The following is a 23,266-nucleotide window of genomic DNA, read 5'->3' as shown; positions in this document are numbered from 1 at the left end:
AAGCAGCTCTCCATGCATCGATGCTAAAAATCAATAATCAGGTAGCATTAAACTGGAAGTGCAATTTAATAAAATAGTCACATTACGAGCAGGGAAAACATTTTTAATATCGTAAAAACTATTAAAATAAAAGTATTAGTCTACAGCATCTTAGGTTTTGATAAGCCATTTATGGAAAAAGCAGCTCATGGCAATCACGAATTAGTTTTCTCGGAAGAGCATTTGAATGAAAACACAGCAGACCTAGCCAAGGGATTTGATGCAATTTCGCTTTCCTTAGCAGATGTTGCAGCCGAAGCAGTGTTGCAAAAATTATATACTTATGGCGCAAAACATATTGCGTTGCGGGCGGTACTTTCAGATCTTATTGATCTTCCAAGAGCCAAATCCTTGGCTTTAAAAGTCCCAAATGCACCTACCTATTCCCCTTAGTCCGTTGCAGAACACGCAGTAGGTTTATTGTTAGCCTTAAACAGAAAACTGGTTTTGGGTCAGCGGTTGATGCACATTGGTGATTATCGCATGGATCATCTGGTAGGTTTTGATTTGCATGGTAAAACAGTTGGTATCATTGGAACTGGCATAATAGGTGCTGCTTTTGCAAGGATTATGCATGGTTTTGGTTGTAAAATTTTAGCTTTCGATGCTGTTGAAAATAAAGCACTAATGGCTGAAATCCCTTTATTCTACGCCTCATTTGAAGATGTTTGTGCACTTTCAGATGTAGTCTCAGTTCATGCGCAATGGAATGATTCCTCCAAGCAAATGTTTGATAAAGCCACTTTTTCAACCTTAAAAAAAGGTGTGATATTTATCAACACCGCTCATGGAGCATTCGTAAACACCTTAGATTTAATCGAAGCAATCGAGAATAAAACTATTGCAGCTATTGGTTTAGACGTCTATGAAAAAGAACATGCGCTATTTTATCAGGATCATACTGAATCTCCTGTAACAGACCCGTTGTTTCTCAAACTGCGTTCTTATCCTAATGTATTGATTACCGGCCATCAAGGGTTTTTGACAAAGGAAACGTTAGCCGGAATAGCAAATACAACAATTGCCAATTTAAATGCTTGGACCTACAATGGTATTTCTGAAAATGAAATAAATGAAAAATAGCGTCCTTTATTTCGAAAATAAAAATAGAATAAGCCTATTTTCAACTGGATCATTTTCCTACTTATATTGGGATCCGTACTGTTAAATCGCCACAAATGAAAGGTTCCTTTAAACTCAGAAAAATCGCTGACATTGGAATTTTTGTTCACTGGACATTCACATTATTGATTCTGTTTATCATTTTTATTAAGTACCGAGCAGGCCAAAGCGCAACTCAAATATTTTTGTCCGTGCTGTTTATTTCGAGCTTATTTATTACCATAATCCTACATGCATTAGGCCATGCTTTGGCAGCGAAAAGGTACGACATAAAGACCAAAGACAGCACTCTTTTGCCTATTGGAGGTTTAGCACGGCTCGAAAATATTCCTAAAAAACCACTTGAGAAATTGACAGTGGCTATTGCAGGACCTATAGTAAACATTACCTTGGTCGTAATTACGGGATAGCCATCCCGAAACGACAGACGAATTAATATGGCAATTATCTACTGGCATCAATTCGAATAATTTCTTTTTGAATTTCTTTCTAGTCAACCTTTAACTGGCGCTTTTCAACTTGATTCCTGCGTTTCCAATGGATGCAGTTCAAATTATACACGCTGTGTTGTCCTATAAAATGCAACGGCATGTAGCGAAACGAATTGCAGCACGAATGGGTCAATATCTTGCTTAGGATTTATAATTTTCTTTTTTTTTCGCCACCCATTTTAGTTTTTATTGGTATTTTTGTTAGTATTGGAGCTCCAGTAAAAGCGGATTCTACCGAAACTAAATTTATGTTAAGAGATTTTAAAGTTCATGACATTTTGATGAAACAATTTCCAAAGATGGATGCTAATGAAACCATAAAAACGGCCGTCGCAGTGGTTTTAGGCAGCCAAAGCAAGAATTTTATAATTACGAAAGCAGGTATTCCTGCTGGAACACTGAACCGAGATCCAATTATAATGGCGTTCACTAAAAATGGAGAAAATAAATTTGTCTATAATTTCATGGATCAGAATTTGGTTTTTCCTGATGGTAATTCACCGCTGGAAAATAGTTTTTAGATGCTGCATGTAATAAATCAAGATTAAAGCTAGTCTTGGAGAACAATGAAGTAGCAGGCGTTTTGGACTATGATAATCTTATGGAATTTATTTTACGCAATAAAGTTAAAAAAAAGATGACGCATGATAAAAAGTAACGATAGCTTTACTGATCCTAAAAATCTAGAGTTGGTTCACAGTGGCGAAGATTACTTTGCTCGTTTAGAAACTATTATACAACAGGCGCAATTTCAAATCTATATCCAAATGTATCTTTTTGAAGACGACACCACAGGAACAAGAATTAGTACCGCCTTAAAAGAAGCAGCTTCTAGGAAAGTTAAAATTTATATGCTTCTGGATGGTCTAGGCTCTTTATCCTTTCCTTCTGAGCTGGTTAAAGAACTGAAAAATACTGGTATTAACATTCGTTTTTTTGCCCCTTTATTTTCAACATACACCTTTTTTATTGGCAGGAGGCTCCATTGTAAAATTGTTGTTGCTGATGCAAAAGTTGCGCTGGTTGGTGGCATAAACATCGCTGCTAAATATCATGGCTCAGCAACCGAAGAACCTTGGCTGGATTACGCCGTTCAATTAAAAGGGGAAATTGCTAAACCGCTGCAGCAACTTTGCATCGATATTTATTCTAAGAAAAGGCGATTCCAAAATAAAAAAATAAAAGCGGTCTTTGCTATTCAGGGAGATGCTTCCGTTCGCATACTCCAGAACGACTGGCTAAAGGGGAAAAATGAAATTTGTGATGGATATATTAAATCCATTCGGCAGGCCAAAAAAGAAATAATTATAGTAGGAAGCTACTTTCTTCCTGGGATTCGAATCATTAGAGCATTGAAAAAAGCGTCAAAAAACAAAGTGACCATTAAACTGATTCTTTCCGGAAAATCAGATCTTCCAATGACTAGGCGGGCAACTTGCTTTTTATATGATAAACTGCTCAAGTATAACATTGAATTGTATGAATGGGACAAATCGGTTTTGCATGGAAAAGCAGCAGTTATTGATGGGAATTGGTCCACAATTGGCTCTTTTAACCTGAATAATTTAAGTTCGTACGGAAGTATTGAAACTAATATTGAAATAAACTCAGAATTATTTGCAGCTATGTTTCGGACCCATCTCTACGAAATCATTGCACAATGCCAATGCATCACGCGGGAATCTCTAAATACTAAAACCAATATTATCACTAAATGCATTAATTTGATTTCGTACGGTATCACGAGAATCATAGAATTATTAGTCACTTATACGCCTCACAAACGCTTCTATAATTAAAAAATTACCAAAATAATTTTAGCCATCACTATCCCATTAAAAATTTAAAATTGGTGCAACAAAAAATATTCTAGAAAAAGCTAAAATTTATTATTTTAAATTTTTTGTATATTTATCTTAATTAACTATTTGACAATTATTTTGTTATGAATTATATAGTATTGATTTACAATTTAAAAAAATGGAAACATACCGAATTAATGTCAAAAAAGAAAGAGGAATGGATCCAAAAGGATATTAAAACAAAAATCCCTAAATTGGACTGTAAAAAGATAAATATCCCGAATTAGGATGAATTATTTTATTAATTCATTTTTTAAAAAAATTGTTAGTTCAGGTTAATAATGGAGCAGTAAGTCACTATTCTTTAAAAGAATGTTCTTTCAAGTACTAGGTTTAAAAGATTCTCCGCAGAACTCCGAACTTATAAGAAGCTAAACTAGTATACGCCTTATGCGGACGACATTTACTTTGCAGGGGATTTTTATTCAAAAAAAGTACTGCAAATAGTTACAGAAACGGTGGGGAAACTCCAAATACGAATTCGTGCCAAAAAAACTAAACTGATGACCCCTTATATGTGCCAAATTTTTACTGGCGCTGTTGTAAATAAAAAACCGAAGGTGATTTTTGATAAGCGCAAGTAATGGAGGCCAGCTCTTGATTACATCCAGCAATTTGGGTTGGACGAACATTACAAATACAAAATAATAAACCGCCAGAATTACCTAGAGCATTTGTTAGGAAAAATAAATTTCGTTCTACAAATCAAGGTAAAACATATAGAAGTTATAAAGTACGAGGCACTACTTTTTGAATTGAAATACCTATAAGTTGTGAAAGCCATTGAAAAGGAGTTGTTTCCTTTATAAAGAGAAAAAATTAATATCACACGCTCCATTGTAGGAGCTTTTTTTTCCTATCTAATTGTATTAAAACACTTTATTTCGCTTTTCTTCTTTTAAAATTGTTTAAATTTGATACTATAAAAGTGCAATTCGTACGATTTTTTCAGCCGCAGGAAGTTAAAAAAAACGAAATAACCCCAACATAAAAAACAATCTCAATGGCATTTATAGACTATTACAAAATTCTTGAAGTGGATAAAAAAGCAACCGAAGCTGAGATTAAAAAGGCGTACCGCAAACTCGCCCGCAAATACCATCCTGATTTAAATCCCAATGATAAAGAAGCCGAAAGAAAATTCAAGGAAATCAATGAAGCAAACGAAGTATTAAGCCATTCTGAGAACCGTAAAAAATACGATGATTACGGCGAAAACTGGCAACATGCAGAGGAATTTGAAAAATCCAAACAGCATCGACAGTATCAAGGAAATGGACAAAAAGGAGGATATGAAGAAGGAGGATTTAGTGGTAGTGGTGACTTTTCTAATTTTTTCGAATCCATGTTTGGTGGTCGTTCCACCGCTGGTGGTAGTCGAAGAGAAGCTCAGTTTAAAGGGCAGGATTTCAGTACCGAATTGCATCTTGACCTAAAAGACGTCTATAGCACGCACAAGAGAACGCTGACAATCAACAGTAAAAATATCCGAATTACCATTCCTGCAGGAGTCGAAAATGGACAGCAAATAAAAATTAGTGGTATGGGAGGCGAAGGCGCCAGTGGCGGTCCAAAAGGCGATTTATACATCACATTTACCGTAGCCAATCACACGGAATTTAAACGAGACAAAAATAATCTTTATGCAAGTGTAGCGCTCGATTTATATGCTGCACTACTAGGCGGTGAGATTACCGTTGCTACTTTTGACGGCAAAGTAAAACTGACTGTCAAACCAGGAACCCAAAACGGAACTAATGTCAAATTGAAAGGAAAAGGTTTTCCCATTTATAAAAAGGAAGGAGAATTTGGCGATTTATATATTACCTACCAAGTTAAAATCCCAACTGATCTTTCCCAAAAAGAAAAAGATTTATTTATGGAACTTTCAAAATTAAAAACATCATGAATACCAAAAACTTAATCCCTCTATCCCTACTTTACATACAATATAATCTAGAAATGTCTTTCTTTTTTAAGTTACATGAAATGGGGTTGCTGGAGATCCTTACCGTCGATGAAACTAAATATGTCCGTCCTGAATCTGTTCATGAAATTGAAAAAATGATACGAATACACGAGGAACTAGAGGTAAACATTCATGGAATAGATGTCATTTTAAATTTATTGGAAAAAATAGAACTTTTGCAAAATGAATTGATTTCTGTTAAAAATAGGCTGAGCTTGTATGAAAGTTAAAAATTTAAATTACAATTGAAAAAAAGGGAAGAACTGTTTCAATTTCAAACAATACAGTAGCATTTAAAAAAAAACAGTCGAGGATAGAAATTTGAAAAAAACTTATTGGATAACTTAAAGATATAACAAACTAAAAATTGAAAATATGAAAACAATACTTTGCCCAACTGACTTTTCTATACTCGCAGATTCTGCTATACATTATGCGGTAAAAATGGCCACAGTTTTCGATGCTTCATTAATTTTATACCATTGTTTTATTCCTTTTGAAAGCGCTTTTTATCCGCTTAATTCGACCACTCAAGAAAATCTAGATACTAAAACAATTTTAACCAACCACCTTACTGCTATCATGAATTCAATAGTTGATAAAAATCCAAGTCTTTCAATAACCATTCACGTGGATCAGGGTCCTGAAGGAATTAAGATTACGGAATTTTGTAAAAAAAAGAAAATAGATCTAATAGTAATGGGCACAAAAGGAGCTAGCGGATTGAAAGAGAAAATAATTGGAAGTTTTACTGCCGAGGTAATGACCAAAGCTTCCTGCCCAGTATTAGCCATTCCTGAAAAATATAAATTCAAGATACCTAAAAAAATAACTTATGCCTCTAATTACCATAAAAAAGACAAGAAGGTTCTCTCTTATTTACTGGAAATAAACAAGCTTTTCAATGCTACCATCAGCATTCTTCACGTCGATAAGGGAATTATGGCGTTTACCGCAGATGAAGACTTTGACAAGTATAAAAATACAATCGAAAATCATTTTAAAGATTTTGAATTCTCATTCAAACATATTACGGGAGAGAACGTAGCAAAAATCATCTTAGAAGAAACAGTAGCGGATAAAACGGATCTGATTGTAATTAATCCCTTCAAAAGAAAAGGTTTTTGGAATCGTATTTTTTACGCTAGCATAACCAAAAAAACAGCCTATTTAATTACCAAGCCATTACTCAGTATTCCAGTTCAATAATTATCGTGATCCCTTCCCCATTTTAAGATAAATAATACAATTAAAATTTAATAAAAGTGGCTAGTAGTCCATCATATTCCTACTTCCTATAGCAATAAGCAAGAAAATTAAAGACACTAACAAAATAATTATTTCCACATGAATGCGATCTATCTGGACATTCTCGGGTTTATCTTAGCCACAGCGGTAATAGTAGCGACGGGCTCGCGGCTTTCTAAGTATGGTGATATGATGGCTGATATGTTGGGTTGGGGAAAAATGTTTATGGGCATTATTCTTTTGGCATCGGTAACATCTATGCCCGAACTGATGAACGGAATTAGCGCAGTGGTTTTTCTTGATGCTCCAGATCTTGCCGTTGGAGATATCGTAGGAAGCTGTGCTTTCAATATCCTTATTATTTCCATAATGGATTTATTTTATGACCATAAAAAGCCGCTAACATCAGTTGCCCAAACAGGTCACGTAATTGCAGCATCCTTTGGCATAATGTTATTGAGCTTGGTCGCTTTTGCAATTTTAATGCCCGATATTTTTGGAACCATTTTATGGATTGGAGAATTCAGTCTACTCTTTCTTTTATTTTACATCATAGCCATTCGCGTGATATTCTCTTATGATAAAAAAGAAAGTCATCATCCGGAAGAAAGAAAAAACACCTGCACCCTAACACTAAAACAGGTTGTGGGTAGGTTTACAATGAATGCAATTGTACTCATGGCAGCTGCAATGCTGTTGCCTTATTTTGGGGAAAACTTGGCCGAAGCCAGCGGTATGGGACAAAGTTTTTTTGGCACATTATTTATTGCTGCTTCAACTTCACTTCCAGAAGTAGTAGTATCCATAGCGGCCATTCGAATGGGAACAATTGATCTGGCGATTGGCAATGTTTTTGGCAGTAATATTTTTAATATTGCCATTTTGGCCATTGATGATATTCTGTATACTAAAGGTCCTATCCTTCAATTTACAAGTCCCAACCATATTATACCAGTTCTAGGAACGATAATCATAACTGCCATTGGCATTATCGGTATCGTATTTAAGGAAGAAAAAAAATGGAAACTCGCTATTGACACTGCTTTAATAGCATTAGTGTACGTTTTAATGATGATTTTATTGTACCACATAAAAGATTAAAATTATGAACTGGCATGTACTCCCGATATCAAAAATAACTCAATTGCTAAATACAAATCCAAGCGGTATTACTCCAGTAGTAGCCGCTGAGCGGTTGCGCGAACAAGGAAAAAATCAAATTGAAGACACAAAAAAGAAGAGTATTTTTAAAATGATTTTGTCTCAGTTTTCTGATTTCATGATTCTTATTCTTGTAGCAGCAGCAATTATTTCAGGTATTATAGGCGATGTTACGGATACAATTATTATTCTAGCTATCGTTATTATTAATGCAGCTGTAGGATTTATTCAAGAATATCGAGCAGAAAAAGCGATGGAAGCCTTAAAAAATATGGCAGCAAACCATGCTCATATTTTACGTGAAGGAAAAATGATGAGTATTCCCGCAACAGATCTCGTTGCGGGCGACGTCGTACTGTTAGAAGCAGGGAATATTATTCCAGCCGATGTCCGATTTTTTGAAACTCATCAGACAAAAGTGGATGAATCAACGCTAACGGGCGAATCAAATAATTTAGAAAAAAATACCGAAGAATTGCCCGAAGGAAATTATGCCCTTGGCGACCAGACCAACATGGGATTTAAAGGAACTTCAGTTACCAATGGGAGAGGTCTTGCTTATGTTGTGGCAACGGGAATGCAGACCGAATTGGGCCGCATCGCAAAAATGATCCAGACCGATGAAACCACCACGCCATTGCAGAAACGATTAGCGGCTTTTGGTAAACGATTGTCCGTAGGCATACTATTGATCTGCACTGTCATTTTTATTATTGGGTGGCTGCGTGGAGAAGCTATTTTGACTATGCTAATCACTTCTATTTCACTCGCGGTCGCTGCTATTCCAGAAGCCCTACCCGCATTAGTTACGATAGCATTAGCTTTTGGAGCTAAGAAATTAGCGAAACACAAGGCTCTTATCCGTAAGTTACCCGCTGTGGAAACACTTGGCTCCGTGACCTATATCTGTTCTGATAAAACAGGTACTTTGACCCTGAATAAAATGACCGTGCAGGAATTTTATGAAACTTCAACAACAAATTATCACACGGTTTTTAAAGATAAAAACAGACTGCTTCAGGCAATAGCTTTGAATAATGATGTATCAAAAGAAGAAAATGGAAAATGGTTAGGAGATTCGACTGAGGTAGCGTTGGTAGAATATGCTTTCGATAAGAATTTTAATCGAGGTGATTTAGAAAAAATTTATCCGCGAATTGCAGAATTACCTTTTGATTCCAAAAGAAAATGCATGACGACAATCCATCAAATTAGTACTCCTGAGGACAATCAAAGCGCTACAATGATTGTTTTAACAAAGGGAGCCGTTGATGTCTTATTTGACAAGCTGAATGCCGATCAAAAATCACATATTCCAGAATTGGAACGTAAAGTAAATGAGATGGCTGCAAAAGGCTATCGCGTTTTGGGATATGCAATGAAAACAGTGTCATCTCTTCCGCAGCATTTGGATCCAGAAGAAATCGAAACAGAACTAACGCTTATTGGTTTTGTTGGAATGATAGATCCACCGCGGGAGGAAGCCAGGCAAGCCGTATCCGAGTGTAAAGAAGCAGGCATCATTCCAGTGATGATTACCGGCGACCACAAACTTACTGCGAAAGCAATTGCTGCAAAACTGGGTATCATTTCTTCCGAGGAAGACCTTGCTCTTACTGGTTCCGAATTAGCAGTGTTGAACCAACATGAGTTTGAAGAAATCGTGGCGAAGGTTCGCGTTTATGCACGTGTTAATCCCGAACAAAAATTAAGAATCATCACTGCCTTACAATCTAAAAATCACTTTGTAGCGATGACTGGCGACGGGGTCAACGATGCTCCAGCGCTTAAAAATGCTGATATTGGCATTGCGATGGGGATCAACGGTACGGAAGTTTCCAAAGAAGCGTCGCACATGATTTTGCTGGATGATAATTTTGCCACCATCGTAATTGCGGTCAAGCACGGCAGGAAAATATTCGATAATATTCTGAAATTTATAAAGTATATTATGACTGGAAATTCGGGAGAAATATGGGCTATATTTTTGGCACCGTTCTTTGGTTTGCCTATACCATTACTGGCTATTCACATTCTCTGGATTAATCTCATCACGGATGGCTTGCCTGGGTTGGCTTTAGCCTCTGAATCAGCAGAAGCAAATATTATGAAACGACCGCCTAGAAACCCGAAGGAAAATATTTTCTCAAATGGAATGGTAGTGCATATTTTATGGGTAGGATTTTTAATGGGAGTGGTTACCATTGGAATGCAGGCTTATGCCATACATGTGGCGAACTCACATTGGCAAACGATGGCATTTACCGTTCTTTGTTTCAGCCAATTGGGTCACGTAATGGTCATTCGCTCCAACAACGATTCTATTTTTAAAATTGGTTTTTTCTCTAATAAGCCCATGATTATCGCTTTAGCGATAACGGTTTCACTTCAATTAATGATAATTTATTCTCCTTTATTTAATGGAATTTTTAAAACACAACCGCTAACTTTACGAGAACTGCTAGTGACATTAGCGGTATCAAGTATTGTATTTTGGTCAGTAGAAATAGAGAAATGGCTAAAAAACAGAAATAAATAAACTTTAAGTGTTTTTGTTGTTATTTCTCCTTTAAAAAGTTGCAATTTATACTTTTTAAACAAAAAAAAATTCAGTTCTTACTTTTTAAGATTCCTTAACCACTATTTACAATTATAAAGCAAGGAATTCTTTTTGTTGCGAAATAAAAAGAATCGTTTCTAAATCGTATTCATTTTTTTAAATTAAATTTTTCTCGACAAAATCCTTTAAATAACAGACGAACAACACTTTTAATAAATGATAATCAGACAAATAATTATGTATATTTGAGTAGCTGATTTCTGTTAAAAACCAATTCATTTGCTTATGAATACATTTTCTAAAATAACTGAATTATTCAAAGCTTTTTTACTTGAAATTGGCGAACTCTCCTACTTCGCTAGTCGGTTTTTTCAGGAGACCTTTAAACGTCCTTTTGAATTTAAAGAGTTTTTACGGCAGTGTTACAATATGGGAAATCGTTCCTTGCTACTCGTAGCTGTTACGGGATTTATAATTGGATTGGTATTTACATTGCAGTCTCGTCCTACATTGCAAGAATTTGGCGCAGTATCTTGGATGCCTTCGATGGTTAGTATCTCGCTGATTCGAGAAATTGGTCCTATAATTACAGCATTGATTTGTGCGGGACGTATCGGTTCTGGAATTGGCGCTGAATTAGGTTCAATGCGGGTTACGGAACAAATAGATGCCATGGAAGTTTCAGGTACTAATCCTTTTAAATATTTAGTAGTTACCCGAGTATTGGCAACTACTTTTATGCTTCCTATTTTAGTTTTTTTTGGAAACGCAATCGCCATTTTTGGTTCTTTTCTGGTGGAAAATATCAAAGGGAAAGTTTCTTTCTTATTGTATTACAATCAGGTTTTTAATGCTTTGGAATATGGTGATTTAATTCCAGCAACTATAAAAACATTCTTTTTTGGTTTTGCCATTGGATTAGTAGGTTGCTACAAAGGATATTATTGCAAAAAAGGGACTGCAGGCGTAGGTTTGGCGGCTAATTCTGCTGTCGTTTTCACCTCGATGTTGCTCTTTATTATTGATTTTATTGCTGTTTTTATTACTGATATATTTTATGACTTATAACTGATTATGGATACATTATTACAAAATCAAAAACCAATCATAGAGATCAAAGACCTCCGAAAAAGCTATGGTACTAATACTGTTTTGGCTGGATTTAATATGGTGCTCCGTGAAGGTGAAAATCTCGTGATAATGGGGAAATCAGGTTCTGGAAAATCTGTGATGATAAAGTGCTTGATAGGACTAGAGCAGCCTGACGGCGGTTCTATTATTGTAATGGAAAATGATATAAGTAAACTCGATCGAGAAGAACTGGACGACCTTCGAACGGAAGTTGGATTTCTTTTCCAAGGAAGTGCACTTTACGATTCAATGACGGTCCGGGAGAATTTAGAATTTCCATTGCGACGCCACAAAAAGAAGTTTGGTGTTATCAAGGACACCACTCCAATGGTAATGGAAGCATTAGAGAACGTTGGGCTAGCAAACACAATCAATTTAATGCCTGAAGAACTATCAGGAGGAATGAAACGACGAATTGCGTTAGCCCGAACTTTAATTCTACAACCCAAAATAATTCTATATGATGAACCTACTACAGGCTTAGACCCCATAACTGCCAAAGAAATTTTGCTGCTAATGATGTCTATCCAACAAAAATACAACACCTCAGCTATAATTATCACGCATGATGTGGATTGTGCTCGAATGATTTCTAACCGCATGATTTTGTTAGTTGATGGCATTAATTATAGCGAAGGCACTTTTGAGGAACTATCCATTTCAACAGATCCAAAAGTACAAGCTTTCTTTAAATAATAATAAAAATGAAAAAAACAACCTCACAAAAACTGCAACTTGGAATTTTTGTCATAATCGGTTTATTATTGTTTATACTCGCTGTTTATTTCATTGGCGATAAGAAACAAATGTTTGGAAAAACCAATCACCTGTCCGCAGTTTTTAATAATGTCAATGGCCTGCAACTTGGCAATAATGTGCGTTTTTCTGGAATCAATGTGGGAACGGTACGCGGAATAGAAATGGTTAATGATACAGCTATTAGAGTCGATATGCTGATTGACAAAACTATTTTTCCGCTTATTCGGAAAAATGCTGTTGCTACAATAGGTTCCGATGGTTTAGTGGGAAACATGATTATTAATATCCTTCCAGGAAAAGTATCAGCGGCCTCCATTCTACCTGGAGATCAAATTGCCTCAATAAATCGCATACGAACAGAAGACATGCTCATTACATTGGACAAGACCAACAAAAATGCAGCACTCCTTACAACAGATTTACTCAAAATAACGAAGGAAATCAATCAAGGAACGGGAACTGTAGGCTTATTGATTAAAGATAGTACACTGGCAGGAGATTTGAGACAAACGATGCATTATTTGAAAATTACAGGAAAAGGTAGTTCAGAATCGATCCTTAAATTAAACCGAATTATTTCATCACTTGAAAATAAAAATAATGTGATTGGTGTTTTAAAAGATACGGCAGTGGCCAATAGTATTAAGTCAGTAGTCCAAAATTTAAAGCAATCAAGTAGTCAAATCAATAATGTAATAGGTAACCTCGACACAACAGTAGTCAACATCAAAGGCGGGAAAGGGGCGATTAATTACCTTTCAAACGATCCACAATTAGTAAGAAAAATAGATTCCACAATGGATAATATTAAGGAATCTAGTTTCCGCTTAAATGAAAATTTAGAAGCCTTAAAACATAATTTTTTATTTCGCGGGTATTTTAGAAAACAGGAAAAAGCAAAATTAAAGGAACAAAAAACGGAAGAGAAGCAAAAATAGATTTTACATAAGAATTTAATTTTTAAACGCTATAAAAGACGATTGAAGCATGGTTACGATAGAAAAATTAGGCATAATTATGGGTCCCACTGACAAGCCATTTGAAAATAACGGTGTTTTTAATCCTGGCATTTATCAAGAAGGAAATACAATTCACGTTTTATACCGAGCAGCAGAACATGGCAATTATTCAACTATAGGTTATGCTAAGTTAGATGGACCAACTAAGCTTGTTGAACGCCACGAACAGCCATTAATTACCCGCGATTTTGAATATGAAAAACACGGTGTAGAAGATCCCCGCATTGTGAAAATTGAAGATACTTATTACATTACGTATACGGCTTATGACGGCGTTAATGCCATGGGAGCACTAGCTACTTCTAAAGATTTGATTCATTTCGAAAAACACGGCATTATTACACCGCATGTCAATTACAATGAATATGAAAGTTATGTGAATTGTTGTGATCATAGCAAACTCAATCCAAAATACCACCAATATTACAATCTTTTTGCACAAATAGGATTAGTGTCAGATGAATTCAGGTTGCTCAGGGATAAAGATGTCGTCCTATTTCCAAGGAAAATAAATGGAAAGTTTGTCCTGTTACACCGCATTTGGCCAGGAATTCAAATCGTAGAATTTGAGCATTGGAAGGACTTAACCGAATCATTTTGGAGAGAATACATTATTAATTTAGTTGATTATATTGTATTAGATCCAAAAGATATTTTTGAAGTTAATTATATCGGAGCAGGTGGCCCGCCTATTGAAACGGAATACGGATGGTTGCTTATTTACCATGGTGTACAAGAAACTACTAAAGGAAAAACATACCATGCTAAAGCCGCTTTATTACAATTGGACAATCCTAAAATTGAGCTTTCAAGACTGCCCTTCCCGCTATTTTCACCAACTAAAAAATGGGAAATGGAAGGTAAAGTCAGCAATGTTGTCTTCCCCACCGGACATGCTTTATTTGGGAACGATCTTTACATTTATTATGGTGTAGGAGATAAACATATTGCTGTAGCCAAATTAGATATCAATGAATTACTTCTCGAATTGAGAAAACAACCTTAAAAATAAACTGCTATGAAATTCGAGACAGGAATAAAAATGTTAATTGTAAGCTCCTATCCGCCTAGAGAATGTGGAATAGCTACTTTTACCAATGATATTGCTAATGCTGTCAATATCGTCTTTGGAGATACGCTTCCAGTTGAAGTATGTGCTTTGCAAAACAGAGAACAAGAATTTCAGTATCCTGACGAAGTTAGTTACGTCCTGCCGGTTGACTCCTTAGTTCATTACAGGTTGGTTGCCGAAAAAATAAATGAACGCAATGACATTGGACTTGTTTGTATTCAGCATGAATTTGGCCTTTTTAAAGGAGAGTATGGTGATCATATCCTCTCCTTTATATTAGCCCTTAACAAACCAATTGTAACCGTTTTTCATACCGTTCTGCCTACTCCGAATGAGAAAAGAAAAAAAGTCGTGTATGCCATTACTGATTTATCAGATAAAGTCGTGGTGCTAACCAAAAATTCGAAAGAAGTCTTAGCCGCATATTACAACTGTCAATCCTCTAAAATTATGGTTATTCCTCATGGCAATCACACTGTACTTTGGGAACAAAAAAAAATACTTAAAAATAAATACGGGTTCAAGGATAAAATTGTTTTGTCAACCTTTGGGTTAATAAGCGAAAATAAAGGAATAGAAACCGTATTGCATGCATTGCCAGAAATTGTGGCGCATCATCCCGAAGTTATCTATTTAATCATAGGAAAAACGCATCCAGAAATTTTAAAAAGAGAGGGCGAGAAGTACCGTCATACCCTGCAATCTATTGTAAAAGATAAACATTTAGATAACAATGTGATTTTCATCAATGAGTATCTTAAATTACAACAGTTACTCGAATTTTTAACGCTATCCGAAATTTATTTATTCAGTTCCAAAGATCCAAATCAAACCGTCAGCGGGACTTTTGCCTATGCCATGAGTAGCGGATGTGCCGTCATTTCAACTCCTATACCACATGCTGTTGAGTCCTTGGGAAACGGCAATGGTATTTTGTTGAAAAATTTTGATAATCCAGAAGAATTTCAAAAAGCAATACGTTATCTAATTGAAAATGAAGAACAAAGAATAACCATGGGCAAAAACGCTTTTTCAATGGCTCGTGCTACAAATTGGGAAAATATAGCCATACAATACCGACTTTTATTTGATTTATTAACAAATCGAGAAGATGATTTACGATTTAATTTCCCACCAATAAGATTAGATCATATCAAAAAACTGACCACCGATTTTGGAATTCTCCAGTTTTCAAAATTTAGCCAGCCCGACCCTGAATCTGGATATACGTTAGATGACAATGCCAGAGCTTTAATTAATATTGTCATGTACGACAAAGCTTTTCCAGCTGATGAAAATTTAAAATTAGCCTTTACGTATTTGAATTTTATAGAAGGAATACAACGAAATGATGGCTGGTTCGACAATTACAAAGATTACAATGGTAAACTAACCAAACAAAACGGAGAAGTAAATCTTGAAGATGCTAACGGCAGGGCCTTATGGAGCTTAGGAACCGTTATCTCTCACAGACAATGCCTGCCGCTGGAGATGATTTGTAGGGCAGTAAAATGTTGGGACAAAGCCATTAAAAAGATTGATAATTTCAAGTCTCCAAGAGCTATTGCCTACGCACTAAAAGGATTGTACCTCTACTATGAAACATACAAAGACGAAGAAATCAAAAATCACATTGAGAAACTGGCCGATGAACTTTTGCGCCATTACAATATCAACTCTGCAGAGGACTGGTGCTGGTACGAAGATTATATGACCTATGCTAATAATATACTACCTGAAGCCATGATGTACAGCTATTTAGTCACAAAAAAATCGAAGTATAAAAAAATTGCAATTATCACCTTCGATTTTTTACTCTCCCATTATTTTATGAAAGGACAATTGAAAGTAATATCAAACAGAGGTTGGTTCAAGAAACAAAATGAACGAAAATTTTATGGCGAGCAGCCGATCGAAGTGGCTACAACAATTATTGCCTTGGACTTTTTTTATGAACTGACACAAAATACAAAATATAAAGATCAATTAAAACTCGCCTTTATATGGTTTCTAGGAAACAATCATCTGAAACAAATCATGTATAATCCAGAAAATGGCGCTTCTTATGATGGCTTAGAAGACACACACATCAATATAAATCAAGGTGCTGAATCCACCTTATGCTTCTTTAAAGCACGCTTAATAATGGAAAAATACGCTTGAATGGAATCAGATGAACAAATGAGCAAAGAACAGTACTCTACTTACAATTGAATTAGCCCTATTAAACTCTTGTAGAACAATTGCTTTGGAAATATAAAATGGTAATTTTCCCATTTTTATTAAATCATAAAATTATACAGTTGGTAATTAAAAGTACTACAACTTATATTTTTATAGTTAGTTCTATATGGTTTTCAGAGCATCAATAAGCAAATTAATATCTTCGCGTGTATTATAATGACTAAAAGAAATACGCAGGCTTGGTTTCTTTAAATCCTCATCAGAGAGGATTTCAGCTAAAACGTGAGAAGGTTTTACACTTCCAGATTGGCAGGCGCTTCCTCTAGAAACTGCAATTCCTTTCATATCCAAGTGAAATAGAATCATTGCTGTTTTATCCGCCGCAAAAGGCAATAAAATATTCAAAACAGTATAAAATCCATCGGCACCTCCATTAATTGAAAAAGAAGGAAATTCAATTTCAAGTTCTAAAATCAGATAGTTTTTTAATTGCAAAATATGGCTTCGTTCCATTTCTAACTTAGTGTAGGACAATTCTAAGGCTTTGGCCATTCCAGCGATTTGATGTAAGGCCTCCGTTCCAGCACGCAGTCCTTTTTCCTGTTCCCCGCCAAAGAATAAGGGTTGTAATCCTGAATTTTTTCGAATAAAAGCAAACCCAACTCCTTTTGGTCCATGAAATTTATGTGCGCTAGCCACGATAAAATCAACCGATAGTTTTTGCAAATCAATGGCTGTTTTACCAACTGACTGCACCATATCCGAATGAAATAACGCACTGTGCTCCTTGCAAATACGTCCAACACGTTCTAAGTCTAAAATAGTTCCTGTTTCGTTATTTACGTGCATTAAACTCACCAATGTTTTAGTTTCGTGTGAAAGCAATTCTGCCAAATTAGTGATGTCAATCTCACCGTTTGGCTTTATCGCCACATAATCAATCTGAATTCCGAACTCTTTTTCTAAGACTAAAGCGGTATGCAATACTGCATGATGCTCTATTTTACTTGTAATGATACGCTTTACTTTCAAATCTTTTACTGCGGAACGAAGAATCCAATTATTAGCTTCAGTACCACAGGAGGTAAAGATAATTTCCTGAGCCGTAGCACCTAAATTTTTAGCTATTGCTTTTCTAGAAAGCTCCAAGATATTTTTTGCAGCACGTCCCAAACTATGTGTTGAAGATGGATTTCCATAATCCTCTGTTAACACCTTGGTCATTTCTTGTATTACTTCTGGACGAAGTGCTGTTGTAGAAGCGTTATCGAGATATACTTTTTTCATTTTATATAAAATTGTAAAATTATTTGTAACCTTCCACCTCTGTTGCCATAGCTGTCGGTTTCTTGGAAAATAGTATTTTTTCATTAAATACCACGATCGAAACCAAAATCAGAAAATAAGACAATAATTGAAGGGAACTAATGTGCTCATTGTAGTAAAATAGGGCGAGTAAAAAATTAATAATTGGATTAATATAAATCATAATCCCTACTGAGGAAGAGTTAATTCCTTGAAGTGCATAAAGATTTAAAAACAACGGTATAATCGTAAAAAACACTACAATCATAAACATACAACTGTAAAACAGCGTTTCAGTAGGAACTGCTCCGCTGTACTTAGGATAAAAAGGCAAGAGTACAAGTGCCGTAAAAATCAACTGAATCGTAAGACTTAGGAATTTATCTATACCGCTATTTTTTCGCTGACTCACTAAATACAAAGCATAAGTTGCTGCAGTGATTAAGCTGTAAAACAAGTCTTGAAAATGATTAAAGGAAAGCAAAATACAACTAAAAAAACTGATAGCTACAGCAATCCATTGCCATTTACTCAATGTTTCTTTCAACATAAGAAAGGCAAAAACTGTCGTCACAATAGGACAAATCAAATAGGCTAGCGAGGCAGCACCTACACTAACATGGTTCATCACATAGATGTACACAAACCAGTTTGAAGAGAGGAAAACACCACCACCAAGTGTTAGCAAAGCAATACTTTTTTGTTGTTTGGGTGCACAACTTTTAAAATGATTCCAATTTTCTCGTACTACTCTTCTTCGAAAAACTACATTTATTAGAACCATTGTAATCGCACTAAAAAAAACGCGGTAAAACAAAATATCCAAAGAGGGATAGTGATGTAAAGGCTTTAAAGCAAAACTAAAAAAACCCCAAACAAAAAAAGCTAAAAACGCCGCCGAATAATATTTATTAAGTCTCATGAACCATCTTATATGGGTACAAATATACTGATTTCTATCCGCTTTAGAAGAGTACAATTCAATCCAAAATTGAAAAGAAAATAGTGAATTTATTCCCTATCTCTGGAAATCAAAAAACACAATATGTTGTTAAATATGCTATTTTTAAGTGGTATTGTATTTGGTATAAATTAAAAATTCTATTTTTGTTAGAAATTTTATAAAAATGAAAAGAGTTCTAAGTGTATTGGTTTTTGCCCTATTTTTAAATAGTTGCGACGATGGAAATTTAATTCAAGAAGACATCAATTTTGAAGATGTTGCCGCACAAAAATGCGCCTCAAATACCATCATTTATAAAGTAAAAGACAGTGAAGCTCTTCTTTTTGATGCTACAGGAATCAAGTTTCCCGCTGAAACTTCCATCCAAGAATTAGAGATTAATAGCACGAATCGAGTAATTTATCGCTTTTATAATGGTACTGTAACTGCTGCTACATTATGCGAAACAATCCCTCCAGCAACTCCAGTAGTAACAGATCAATGGACGGCTACAGGCGGAAAAATAGTCATAAATACTACTGCCATTAAAACTAGAAATGAAACGGAGAACAGTTCTAAAATTACGGGTTATAATCACAATATTACCTTTAAAAACATCACTTTTGATAAAGGAAACGGTATCCAAGTTTATGAAACTTTTGCCTTTGGTGACTACATCCTGAGCACGACTGTATTGCCTTTTGCTTTTACCAAAGTGTTAAAGCAATGTCCCAATTCTAAACAACTTTATGATAAAAATAGTAGCGAAGCGCTGATTCTAGATATTGATCCCACTTTGATTGTCAATGTAGCCACTCCAATAAATACGCCAAGAAGTGGCTTAATTAGTGACACTAAAAACAAACTTACCTATAGATTATTCTCCGGTTTGTTGACGGATGATTACTTTTGCAATACCACTTATCCAGCGACTCCTGTAGTTCTTGAAGAATGGACTGCAGTGGCTGGAGTTGCAAATAGCAGTGGGAGGATTGAAGTGACAACTACCAGTTTTGGAAACGGTTTTAAACATACTGTAATCCTTAAAAATGTAAAAATGAAGAAAGGAAACAGCGATTTTCTTTTGGGTGACAATTATGTTTACGGTGAATTATTGACTACCAATTAATGTTGCATTATATATAAATTAAACGTCCAAATCTATCGTTTTTTTGACCAACAAAAATCCCGATTTAAAGTCACTTTCCATTAGAAAACAGACTTGAAATCGGGATTTTTTTTCGATTTGCAGTACCCAAAAAAGGAATTACATCGCACTTTGTTTTATAAAAACTTCTGTAGCTCCTTGTCCATATTTTTGATAATTACCTTCCGCAAAAGCAATATTATCATAACGACCGAGTAAGAAATCCAGTTCTGCTTTTAAGACTCCTTCACCAACACCATGTATAAAAACAATCTTAGGAATCCGATTCCTAATAGCAAATTCTATGTGCCGTTTTGCCGTTTCTGTCTGCAACGTTAGAATATCATAGTTTGACATTCCCCGTTTATTAGGCACTAGTTTTTCGATGTGTAAATCAAACTCTGGTGCCGGAATTTCATGCTTGGATTTTTTTTCTTTTACAAAACTTCGCGCTTTTGGGATCTCTTTTTCTTTGGAAACTTCACTTACATTTACTCTTCTAATTGAATCCATTAAATTACTGTTATCTTGTACTTTAAGTAGTTCCTTGACAAAAAATGTCATCATAAATCCATCTGCTGTTTCGATGGTAACTTGGTCTCCATTCATGGACAATACGACGCCATCAATAGCTTCATCAAGTACTGAAACTTTATCTCCTTTGTTAAACATTTTCATCTTCTTTATCTTGATTTTTACTAGGTGTTTTGGCACTCAATTGCATCATTCCCATCATGAAAATCACAATAGCAACAACCATGATGTACACATTTTTTTCTGCACTGACTTGCTCGTACAAAGCAACAATGATGGCAACAATCATTATGGGAATTATAAACTTCTTCATCTTTTAGAATATCAGATTCCAAAAGTAATGAATTTAAAATTACCTACTTATTTTTTCAAACGTTAGTTATTTTTTTGTAAAATTGTAAAAAATAAAACCTTTGGATTTAGAAAAATATATGCTCCCGTGTTTAAGCAAAACCCTCTTTGGGATTGAGTGTTTGGGCTGTGGTTTTCAGCGGGGTTTTTTACTGTTTGTAGAAGGTGATTTTTACGGCGCTTTCAAGATGTATCCAGCCCTTTTCACGACCTTATTATTTCTGGGAATTGTTGGTTTAAATTTGATTGACAAAAATAGAAATTACAGAAAATGGATTATTACCTCCGCTATCTTAAATGGTGTTTTTATGATTGCTGGTTATTTTTTCAAACACTATTATTCGCTTTAATTCTGACTATCCCCTTTCAAAAAATTATTTAATTCTTGACAGTATATCATTCATCATTTCGATTTGGACTTTCTGAATTTCTATCAATTCTTCTTGCTGATGCATTATCAAATGATCTAGTTTTTCATGAAGCATTCGGATTTCAAGTTCTGATTTGAGATTAATCATATAATCTTTTTTGGCTCTTTCCCGGTCCTTTTCTTCCTGACGATTCTGGCTCATCATAATTACGGGAGCTTGAAGTGCAGCCAAACAAGATAAAATTAAATTCAATAAAATAAAGGGATAGGGATCAAACCCTTTATTCAGCAAAATATAAATATTTGCTAAAATCCAAAGCATGATAAATACTCCAAAAAGAATAATAAATTTCCAGCTTCCGCCAAAACCTGCCACTTGATCTGCCACTTTTTGACCCACTGTTCGAGCACCCAATTCATCTTCAACGCCACTTACCAATAATTTGTCTTCGCTCAAAGAATCAATAACCTTAGCTTCAAGATTGGACAACTCTCCTATTTCAACCAGCAAATAATTTGAAATATATTTCTCCCGGTACATATTCAGCTCCTCAATTGCTAAAAATTTAGTTTTATCAAAATCAGGAAAATCATTTTCTATAAGTGCCAATATCGGATTTCGGATTTTTTTTGCCGAAACTTTATCAGCAAGTGGGAATTCTTTCTTAGAAATATCACTTACGAAAGTCAAATTACTTTTCATGGATTGGTATTTATTAGCTAATTTAAAAAAAATACTTTCATTAAAGCTACTAATCTGCTGTGGTAGATTATAACTTAATACACATACGATTCACTTTCCTATTCGAACAACTTTGATTATTTTATTTAACAAAAGTACCTCCATAAACAAGATCGCTTTCTGTTTTAGAAGGAAATAATTCAAAATAGTTCAATATCTTTGTATTTAACTGCAAAACAAATCCGAATGTCATCGTATTACAACTATATTCCTTTCTACTGTTCTTGTTGCTGTTTTTAAAAACGAGCGCTTTAAAAACCTTCAGTAGTACCAAATACGCATTCTAATTAAAATTTAAGATACAAAATAGCATGAAATCATTCAAAATATTAGACCTTATTGGAAATACGCCTTTGGTAGAATCTACTAATTTGGTACAAAATAAAAACGTAAAACTTTTACTAAAACTGGAAGGAAATAATCCGGGAGGCAGTCTAAAAGACCGCGCGGCTTACAATATGATCAAATCGGCACTGGAAAGAGGAGATATAAAAAAAGGAGATAAGCTGATTGAGGCTACAAGTGGCAACACGGGGATTGCATTGGCGATGATAGCCAAATTATTCAATATCGAAATCGAATTAGTACTTCCAGAAGACTCCACCAAAGAACGCACCCAAACCATGCGAGCGTATGGCGCTACAGTGATTTTAACGCCCGCTGCGACAGGAATTATTGGTTCAAGAGATTATGCCGATAAAAAAGTAGCCGAAGGCGGCTATATCATGCTCAATCAGTTTGCTAACGATGACAACTGGAAAGCACATTACAAAACAACAGGTCCAGAAATATGGAACGATACAGAAGGAACCGTAACCCATTTTGTCTCCGCAATGGGAACTACAGGAACCATTATAGGAACATCTACCTATTTGAAAGAAAAAAATCCAGCTATTCAAATTGTAGGAGCACAACCTAGCGATGGCTCGCAAATTCCAGGAATTAGAAAATGGCCACAAGAATATTTGCCAAAAATATTTGATTCCTCAAAAGTCGATGTCATAATTGAAGTTTCAGAAAAAGAAGCTCGGGCAATGACCAAACGTTTGGCACTTGAAGAAGGCATTTTTGCAGGGATGAGCAGTGGCGGTTCTGTTGCTGCAGCAGTAAAAATAGCCAACACTTTAGAATCTGGCGTGATTGTAGCTATAATTTGTGATCGTGGCGATCGCTATTTATCATCTGATCTGTTTGATTAATTTTACTTTTTAAAATCAACCTTCTTTTCTGTACCATTCAAAGAAGCGAAAGAAGTTT

At 35.2% G+C, this 23,266-nt stretch carries 23 protein-coding genes; 18 read left to right on the top strand and 5 right to left on the bottom strand.

Annotated features, from left to right (window positions below; genetic code table 11):
- The first annotated feature begins 171 nt into the window (after positions 1-171).
- From BUA03_RS16365 to BUA03_RS08540, 15 genes are all read left to right on the top strand, one after another.
- Entirely contained in the window at positions 172-432 is a 261-nt protein-coding gene (locus BUA03_RS16365; RefSeq protein WP_082854347.1) for a Rossmann-fold NAD(P)-binding domain-containing protein, read from the top strand.
- Between the two features lie 27 nt (positions 433-459).
- Entirely contained in the window at positions 460-1,122 is a 663-nt protein-coding gene (locus BUA03_RS08605) for an NAD(P)-dependent oxidoreductase (protein ID WP_082854348.1), read from the top strand.
- A gap of 95 nt (positions 1,123-1,217) precedes the next feature.
- Complete coding sequence (locus tag BUA03_RS08600; protein WP_066081548.1) at positions 1,218-1,571, top strand: site-2 protease family protein; 354 nt, start codon at positions 1,218-1,220, stop codon at positions 1,569-1,571.
- A 194-nt stretch (positions 1,572-1,765) separates the two neighbouring features.
- Positions 1,766-2,173: a hypothetical protein gene (locus BUA03_RS08595; protein ID WP_169807444.1), complete on the top strand. Its 408-nt coding sequence runs from the start codon at positions 1,766-1,768 to the stop codon at positions 2,171-2,173.
- Positions 2,174-2,296: 123 nt separating this feature from the next.
- On the top strand, positions 2,297-3,451 hold the full coding sequence (locus BUA03_RS08590; RefSeq protein WP_066081551.1) for a phospholipase D-like domain-containing protein: 1,155 nt from the start codon (positions 2,297-2,299) through the stop codon (positions 3,449-3,451).
- A gap of 1,066 nt (positions 3,452-4,517) precedes the next feature.
- Positions 4,518-5,423: a DnaJ C-terminal domain-containing protein gene (locus tag BUA03_RS08585; RefSeq protein WP_066081553.1), complete on the top strand. Its 906-nt coding sequence runs from the start codon at positions 4,518-4,520 to the stop codon at positions 5,421-5,423.
- Entirely contained in the window at positions 5,420-5,713 is a 294-nt protein-coding gene (locus tag BUA03_RS08580; protein WP_175542101.1) for a chaperone modulator CbpM, read from the top strand. The genes BUA03_RS08585 and BUA03_RS08580 overlap by 4 nt, the downstream gene beginning before the upstream one ends.
- A 145-nt stretch (positions 5,714-5,858) precedes the next feature.
- A complete protein-coding gene (locus tag BUA03_RS08575) occupies positions 5,859-6,692 on the top strand; it encodes a universal stress protein (RefSeq protein WP_066081556.1) in 834 nt (277 codons plus the stop codon).
- Positions 6,693-6,830: 138 nt separating this feature from the next.
- A complete protein-coding gene (locus BUA03_RS08570; protein ID WP_066081558.1) occupies positions 6,831-7,832 on the top strand; it encodes a sodium:calcium antiporter in 1,002 nt (333 codons plus the stop codon).
- A gap of 4 nt (positions 7,833-7,836) precedes the next feature.
- Positions 7,837-10,431 (top strand): cation-translocating P-type ATPase, encoded by a 2,595-nt coding sequence (locus BUA03_RS08565; RefSeq protein ID WP_066081560.1) that lies wholly within the window; start codon positions 7,837-7,839, stop codon positions 10,429-10,431.
- 306 nt (positions 10,432-10,737) lie between these two features.
- Positions 10,738-11,520 (top strand): MlaE family ABC transporter permease, encoded by a 783-nt coding sequence (locus BUA03_RS08560; RefSeq protein ID WP_066081562.1) that lies wholly within the window; start codon positions 10,738-10,740, stop codon positions 11,518-11,520.
- 6 nt (positions 11,521-11,526) lie between these two features.
- Positions 11,527-12,279 carry an ABC transporter ATP-binding protein gene (locus BUA03_RS08555; RefSeq protein ID WP_066081564.1) on the top strand — a complete coding sequence of 251 codons (753 nt, stop codon included), beginning with the start codon at positions 11,527-11,529 and terminating at the stop codon, positions 12,277-12,279.
- An 8-nt stretch (positions 12,280-12,287) separates the two neighbouring features.
- Positions 12,288-13,280, top strand: coding sequence for an MlaD family protein (locus BUA03_RS08550; RefSeq protein ID WP_066081566.1), 993 nt, complete (start codon positions 12,288-12,290; stop codon positions 13,278-13,280).
- Between the two features lie 49 nt (positions 13,281-13,329).
- On the top strand, positions 13,330-14,367 hold the full coding sequence (locus BUA03_RS08545) for a glycoside hydrolase family 130 protein (RefSeq protein WP_066081568.1): 1,038 nt from the start codon (positions 13,330-13,332) through the stop codon (positions 14,365-14,367).
- A gap of 12 nt (positions 14,368-14,379) precedes the next feature.
- Positions 14,380-16,596 carry a glycosyltransferase gene (locus BUA03_RS08540; RefSeq protein WP_066081571.1) on the top strand — a complete coding sequence of 739 codons (2,217 nt, stop codon included), beginning with the start codon at positions 14,380-14,382 and terminating at the stop codon, positions 16,594-16,596.
- Positions 16,597-16,779: 183 nt separating this feature from the next.
- Here the strand turns inward: BUA03_RS08540 and BUA03_RS08535 are convergent, their stop codons facing one another.
- A complete protein-coding gene (locus tag BUA03_RS08535; protein WP_066081572.1) occupies positions 16,780-17,904 on the bottom strand; it encodes a cysteine desulfurase family protein in 1,125 nt (374 codons plus the stop codon).
- Between the two features lie 19 nt (positions 17,905-17,923).
- Complete coding sequence (locus BUA03_RS08530; protein WP_066081574.1) at positions 17,924-18,844, bottom strand: EamA family transporter; 921 nt, start codon at positions 18,842-18,844, stop codon at positions 17,924-17,926.
- Between the two features lie 205 nt (positions 18,845-19,049).
- Between BUA03_RS08530 and BUA03_RS08525 the strand changes: the two genes are divergently transcribed.
- Positions 19,050-19,994, top strand: coding sequence for a hypothetical protein (locus tag BUA03_RS08525; RefSeq protein ID WP_066081576.1), 945 nt, complete (start codon positions 19,050-19,052; stop codon positions 19,992-19,994).
- Between the two features lie 138 nt (positions 19,995-20,132).
- Here BUA03_RS08525 and BUA03_RS08520 read toward each other — a convergent pair whose 3' ends face one another.
- Positions 20,133-20,684 carry a Smr/MutS family protein gene (locus tag BUA03_RS08520; RefSeq protein ID WP_066081834.1) on the bottom strand — a complete coding sequence of 184 codons (552 nt, stop codon included), beginning with the start codon at positions 20,682-20,684 and terminating at the stop codon, positions 20,133-20,135.
- Positions 20,677-20,859 (bottom strand): hypothetical protein, encoded by a 183-nt coding sequence (locus BUA03_RS08515; protein ID WP_066081577.1) that lies wholly within the window; start codon positions 20,857-20,859, stop codon positions 20,677-20,679. Before BUA03_RS08515 ends, BUA03_RS08520 begins: the two co-directional genes overlap by 8 nt.
- A 100-nt stretch (positions 20,860-20,959) precedes the next feature.
- On the opposite strand from BUA03_RS08515, the gene BUA03_RS08510 reads away from it, so the two are divergent.
- Complete coding sequence (locus BUA03_RS08510; RefSeq protein WP_066081579.1) at positions 20,960-21,247, top strand: DUF2752 domain-containing protein; 288 nt, start codon at positions 20,960-20,962, stop codon at positions 21,245-21,247.
- Between the two features lie 24 nt (positions 21,248-21,271).
- Here the strand turns inward: BUA03_RS08510 and BUA03_RS08505 are convergent, their stop codons facing one another.
- Positions 21,272-21,970 carry a DUF1003 domain-containing protein gene (locus tag BUA03_RS08505; protein ID WP_066081581.1) on the bottom strand — a complete coding sequence of 233 codons (699 nt, stop codon included), beginning with the start codon at positions 21,968-21,970 and terminating at the stop codon, positions 21,272-21,274.
- A gap of 350 nt (positions 21,971-22,320) precedes the next feature.
- Between BUA03_RS08505 and cysM the strand changes: the two genes are divergently transcribed.
- Positions 22,321-23,208, top strand: coding sequence for a cysteine synthase CysM (cysM, locus tag BUA03_RS08500; protein WP_066081586.1), 888 nt, complete (start codon positions 22,321-22,323; stop codon positions 23,206-23,208).
- The last annotated feature ends 58 nt before the right edge of the window (positions 23,209-23,266 follow it).

The sequence above is a fragment of the Flavobacterium fryxellicola genome, assembly GCF_900143245.1.
GTDB classification, from domain to species: domain Bacteria; phylum Bacteroidota; class Bacteroidia; order Flavobacteriales; family Flavobacteriaceae; genus Flavobacterium; species Flavobacterium fryxellicola.
This window is presented reverse-complemented; position numbering and strand designations above follow the sequence as displayed.

What these genes read in the sequence shown, in the direction of transcription:
- BUA03_RS08555 (WP_066081564.1), top strand. Translation starts at nt 11,527, where the DNA reads ATGGATACATTATTACAAAATCAAAAACCAATCATAGAGATCAAAGAC.
- cysM (WP_066081586.1), top strand. Translation starts at nt 22,321, where the DNA reads ATGAAATCATTCAAAATATTAGACCTTATTGGAAATACGCCTTTGGTA.
- BUA03_RS08520 (WP_066081834.1), bottom strand. Translation starts at nt 20,684, where the DNA reads ATGTTTAACAAAGGAGATAAAGTTTCAGTACTTGATGAAGCTATTGAT.
- BUA03_RS08590 (WP_066081551.1), top strand. Translation starts at nt 2,297, where the DNA reads ATGATAAAAAGTAACGATAGCTTTACTGATCCTAAAAATCTAGAGTTG.
- BUA03_RS08550 (WP_066081566.1), top strand. Translation starts at nt 12,288, where the DNA reads ATGAAAAAAACAACCTCACAAAAACTGCAACTTGGAATTTTTGTCATA.
- BUA03_RS08575 (WP_066081556.1), top strand. Translation starts at nt 5,859, where the DNA reads ATGAAAACAATACTTTGCCCAACTGACTTTTCTATACTCGCAGATTCT.
- BUA03_RS08530 (WP_066081574.1), bottom strand. Translation starts at nt 18,844, where the DNA reads ATGAGACTTAATAAATATTATTCGGCGGCGTTTTTAGCTTTTTTTGTT.
- BUA03_RS08515 (WP_066081577.1), bottom strand. Translation starts at nt 20,859, where the DNA reads ATGAAGAAGTTTATAATTCCCATAATGATTGTTGCCATCATTGTTGCT.
- BUA03_RS08505 (WP_066081581.1), bottom strand. Translation starts at nt 21,970, where the DNA reads ATGAAAAGTAATTTGACTTTCGTAAGTGATATTTCTAAGAAAGAATTC.
- BUA03_RS08525 (WP_066081576.1), top strand. Translation starts at nt 19,050, where the DNA reads ATGAAAAGAGTTCTAAGTGTATTGGTTTTTGCCCTATTTTTAAATAGT.
- BUA03_RS08545 (WP_066081568.1), top strand. Translation starts at nt 13,330, where the DNA reads ATGGTTACGATAGAAAAATTAGGCATAATTATGGGTCCCACTGACAAG.
- BUA03_RS08580 (WP_175542101.1), top strand. Translation starts at nt 5,420, where the DNA reads ATGAATACCAAAAACTTAATCCCTCTATCCCTACTTTACATACAATAT.
- BUA03_RS08570 (WP_066081558.1), top strand. Translation starts at nt 6,831, where the DNA reads ATGAATGCGATCTATCTGGACATTCTCGGGTTTATCTTAGCCACAGCG.
- BUA03_RS08585 (WP_066081553.1), top strand. Translation starts at nt 4,518, where the DNA reads ATGGCATTTATAGACTATTACAAAATTCTTGAAGTGGATAAAAAAGCA.
- BUA03_RS08565 (WP_066081560.1), top strand. Translation starts at nt 7,837, where the DNA reads ATGAACTGGCATGTACTCCCGATATCAAAAATAACTCAATTGCTAAAT.
- BUA03_RS08540 (WP_066081571.1), top strand. Translation starts at nt 14,380, where the DNA reads ATGAAATTCGAGACAGGAATAAAAATGTTAATTGTAAGCTCCTATCCG.
- BUA03_RS08600 (WP_066081548.1), top strand. Translation starts at nt 1,218, where the DNA reads ATGAAAGGTTCCTTTAAACTCAGAAAAATCGCTGACATTGGAATTTTT.
- BUA03_RS08560 (WP_066081562.1), top strand. Translation starts at nt 10,738, where the DNA reads ATGAATACATTTTCTAAAATAACTGAATTATTCAAAGCTTTTTTACTT.
- BUA03_RS08535 (WP_066081572.1), bottom strand. Translation starts at nt 17,904, where the DNA reads ATGAAAAAAGTATATCTCGATAACGCTTCTACAACAGCACTTCGTCCA.
- BUA03_RS16365 (WP_082854347.1), top strand. Translation starts at nt 172, where the DNA reads ATGGAAAAAGCAGCTCATGGCAATCACGAATTAGTTTTCTCGGAAGAG.